General features: G+C 67.1%; 3 protein-coding genes and 1 pseudogene. 1 reads left to right on the top strand and 3 read right to left on the bottom strand.

All coding sequences use genetic code 11. The features are described 5' to 3' along the window. Window positions 1–519 (top strand): annotated as a pseudogene (locus tag ABZD10_RS15060) (hypothetical protein); the annotation flags it as partial. 7 nt (window positions 520–526) lie between these two features. Here the strand turns inward: ABZD10_RS15060 and ABZD10_RS15055 are convergent. The 3 genes from ABZD10_RS15055 to ABZD10_RS15045 form a co-directional block, all read right to left on the bottom strand. Then, a complete protein-coding gene (locus ABZD10_RS15055) occupies window positions 527–769 on the bottom strand; it encodes a hypothetical protein (protein ID WP_372887758.1) in 243 nt (80 codons plus the stop codon). Next, window positions 766–1,509 carry a CbiX/SirB N-terminal domain-containing protein gene (locus tag ABZD10_RS15050; protein WP_372887756.1) on the bottom strand — a complete coding sequence of 248 codons (744 nt, stop codon included), beginning with the start codon at window positions 1,507–1,509 and terminating at the stop codon, window positions 766–768. The genes ABZD10_RS15055 and ABZD10_RS15050 overlap by 4 nt, the downstream gene beginning before the upstream one ends. Further along, window positions 1,466–2,684: cytochrome D1 domain-containing protein (locus tag ABZD10_RS15045; RefSeq protein WP_372887754.1), on the bottom strand; the 1,219-nt coding region annotated here is incomplete at its 5' end. The genes ABZD10_RS15050 and ABZD10_RS15045, both read right to left, overlap by 44 nt.

Below are 2,684 nucleotides of genomic sequence, written 5' to 3'. Positions count from 1 at the left end.
GCGGTTGCGTTCGCCGACCCGGTCCGGGGGCGCGCGGAGACCACAGGTTCGGCGCCCGATCCCGGCCCCGATCGCGACGCCGGCCCCGACCTCGACCATGCACCGCGCCCGCCCGCCGGGGCGACGGTGACGCTGCCGTTGATGGCAATTGCCTATGCGCGTTCGGGCGACAAGGGCAACCGCGCCAATATCGGGCTGGCGGCGCGGCACGAGGATTTCCTGCCCCTGATCCGCGATCAGGTGCCGGCCGGGGTGGTGGCGCGGTGGTTCGCGCATCTGGTGCGCGGGGCGGTGGAACGCTACGCGCTGCCCGGCCCCGGCGCCTTCAACTACCTGATGTACGAGGCGCTGGGCGGCGGCGGCACCGCCTCGCTGCGCTTTGATCCGCAGGGCAAGGCGCTGGGCCAGATGCTGCTGGATCTGCCGGTCGAACTGCCGCTGGGTGAACTGGATCACCCGGAGCTGAAATCCATTCGCGAAGTGCAGGCAGCGCGTGCCGGCCGGTCGCCAACGCGGTGAGCCGGGCCTACTTGCGCCCGTCGGCCTCGTCCATCAGGCTGCGGATCCATTTGGCGCAGAGCCATGAGGCCGGCACGCCAAGCGGGATCGACCACAGGATGGCATCGACCGGCGGCATCGCCGGCCAGCCGATGGTCTGCCACAACAGGCCCAGAAGGAACAGGTTGATGGCCACGGCAGCGGCGGCGGCGGGATAGAAGACCACGGCCAGCTTGCGCACTGACCAGGGGGCGGGTTCGGGGGCGGTCATGCGGCCTCTTTCTCGAAATGGGCGTTGCGCAGCGCGGTGGCGATCAGCTCGGGCACGCCCGCGCCGGTGCCGAGGGCGGGCAGGATCTCGCCGGCGAAACCGGCCGCCGCCATGTCCTGGCGCACGTCTTCCTTCATGTGGTCGCCGTCCATGGCAAAGAAGGGCAGGCAGAGGCAGGGGGCGTTGATCTCGCGCGACAGATCGGGCAGGCGCGGGGCCTGTTCGACGAAGCCGGTGGAGACGCGGGCAAAGGGCAGCAGCCCATCAAGGCGGCGGGCAAAGGCCAGCGCGGCCTCGGCGGCGGCATGGCCATGGGCCGAGCCATGGGCGGCGATCATCAGCTGCGTCTTTTCGGCCTCGAGCCCGCCGGCGTCGAGCGCCGCCTTCAGCAGCCCGGCCGCCAGTGCCGGCAACTCGGGGTCGAGCCCCAACGGCGGCAGGACGCGCAGCGGCCGTTCGCCGATGCGGCGGCGCAGCGCGGTGCGCACGAACCAGCCATTGGCCATGAACAGCGGATAGACCAGCCCGCCCTCGGGCAGGGTGGCGAGCTGTTCCTCGAGGCGGCTGCCGTTGGCCATGGTCGCCGAGCCCAGCCGCAGCTCGGGCAGATGGGCCTGCACGCGGTCTCTCAGCCGCGCCAGCGCGGCCTCGGCGGGGGCCGGGTCCGAGGGCTGGCCATGGGCGACGATCAGCGCCTCAGTGGCTGGTGCCTTCCGAGAATGTGATCTTGTTCCAGACATTGTACTTTCCTGACGGTTTGCGCATCGGCAGGCGACGGACTTCCTCGAGGGTTTCGGCATCGTAGACGATGACTGCGCCATCATCTTCCCACACCGAAACAAGGGCATAGCGACCATCCTTGGTGAATTCGACATGCGCCACGGTCTTGCCGACCGCCGGTTGCAGGGTCTTGACGATTTCAAGGCTCTGCTTGTCGATCACATGCATCAGGTCGCGGTTGGGGCCGAAAAACACGTCGGCCCAGATGTATTTAGAGTTCTCGTGGCTGCGGACAAAGAATCCGGGCCCCTTGGCTTCGATCTTCTTGATGGTTTTCCAGGTCGACATGTCGATCACCGAGACCACGCCACCGGTCATATGCGGGGTGGCCATGACCGTGGTGCCATTGCGCTCCCATGTGGTGCCCGAACTCAGGTGCGGCATGCCCGGCAGGTCGAGATCGGCGATCTTGTGGCCGATCACCAGGTCGATCACCTGACCGCCGGTGCCTTCGGCGCCGGCACGCGAGGCGCCCATGATGTATTCATATGTCTGGTCGAAGAAGAAATCGTCGAGATAGTCGGGCAGGGTGATCTTGCGCAGCGGGAAGGGGATGTCGGTATGGGCCAGACCCTCGGTGCGCCAGTCATGGGCAAAGCCGAATTGCGGCGGGTTGGCGCCATAGAAGATCTCCCAGATTTCCGGCACGTCCTTCAGCGCCAGCACGAAGCTTTCGCGCGGCGGCACCTGATAGACGGCCGAGACCCGGCTGGGGGTGCCGTCCTTGCCGACGACGGGCTGCACCTTGGCGACGGTCAGGTCTTCGGTCGACAGGATGGTGAGGATATTGGGCAGATAGCTGGCCACCGCCAGCCATTTGCCATCGCTGGACATGGCGATGTTGCGGCTGTTCAAGCCGGCGCGCACCTGACCCACGGTTTGAAGGCTGTAAATGTCGTATTTCTGCACCCAGCCATCACGCGACATGATGAACAGGTAGCGCCCGGTCGGGTCGTATTTCGGCCCGCCGTGCACGGCAAAGGGGGTCTGGAAGCGGTCCAGCACCTCGAAAGTATCGCCGTCCAGCACGCTGACGTGGTGGTCTCCGGTTTCCACGACCACGGTGATATTCATCGGGTCCGCGTCCCAGACCGGGGCATCCGCCGCGGCGTAGTCGGGGTTCATGTCGCGGCTG

The organism is Shimia sp. (assembly GCF_041624275.1).
Classification (GTDB): domain Bacteria; phylum Pseudomonadota; class Alphaproteobacteria; order Rhodobacterales; family Rhodobacteraceae; genus Shimia.
This window is presented reverse-complemented; position numbering and strand designations above follow the sequence as displayed.

What these genes read in the sequence shown, in the direction of transcription:
- ABZD10_RS15055 (WP_372887758.1), bottom strand. Translation starts at nt 769, where the DNA reads ATGACCGCCCCCGAACCCGCCCCCTGGTCAGTGCGCAAGCTGGCCGTG.
- ABZD10_RS15050 (WP_372887756.1), bottom strand. Translation starts at nt 1,509, where the DNA reads ATGTCTGGAACAAGATCACATTCTCGGAAGGCACCAGCCACTGAGGCG.